At 57.3% G+C, this 255-nt stretch carries 1 protein-coding gene; it reads right to left on the bottom strand.

Features of this window, described 5'->3' with window-relative positions; genetic code table 11:
- On the bottom strand, positions 1–255 hold a 255-nt coding region (locus DW49_RS01000000128140), incomplete at both ends, for a helix-turn-helix domain-containing protein (RefSeq protein WP_024421188.1).

Genomic DNA, 255 nt, shown 5'->3' with positions numbered 1-255 from the left:
GTAACCGCCGTCATAACCCTCGGCCTTGATCTGCTCAAAAAGTGCTTTGGCGCTCCTGCGGTTGTGTTTTGGCCGGAACGAATCGGCCTTGAGCGCCTGTTCCAGCGTCTCGTGAAAAGGGCTGAGCTTATTGAGGGTTGCGCACCGTTGGTACGCTGGTTGAGTGGCTTCGGGCGCTCTGACCCATTTACGGATGGTGTTTCTCGACAGCCCGGTACGCTTGGCTATCTGATGCAGCGAGAGCTTGTCGCGGAA

This window comes from Pseudomonas avellanae BPIC 631 (assembly GCF_000444135.1).
Classification (GTDB): Bacteria; Pseudomonadota; Gammaproteobacteria; order Pseudomonadales; family Pseudomonadaceae; genus Aquipseudomonas; species Aquipseudomonas avellanae.
This window is presented reverse-complemented; position numbering and strand designations above follow the sequence as displayed.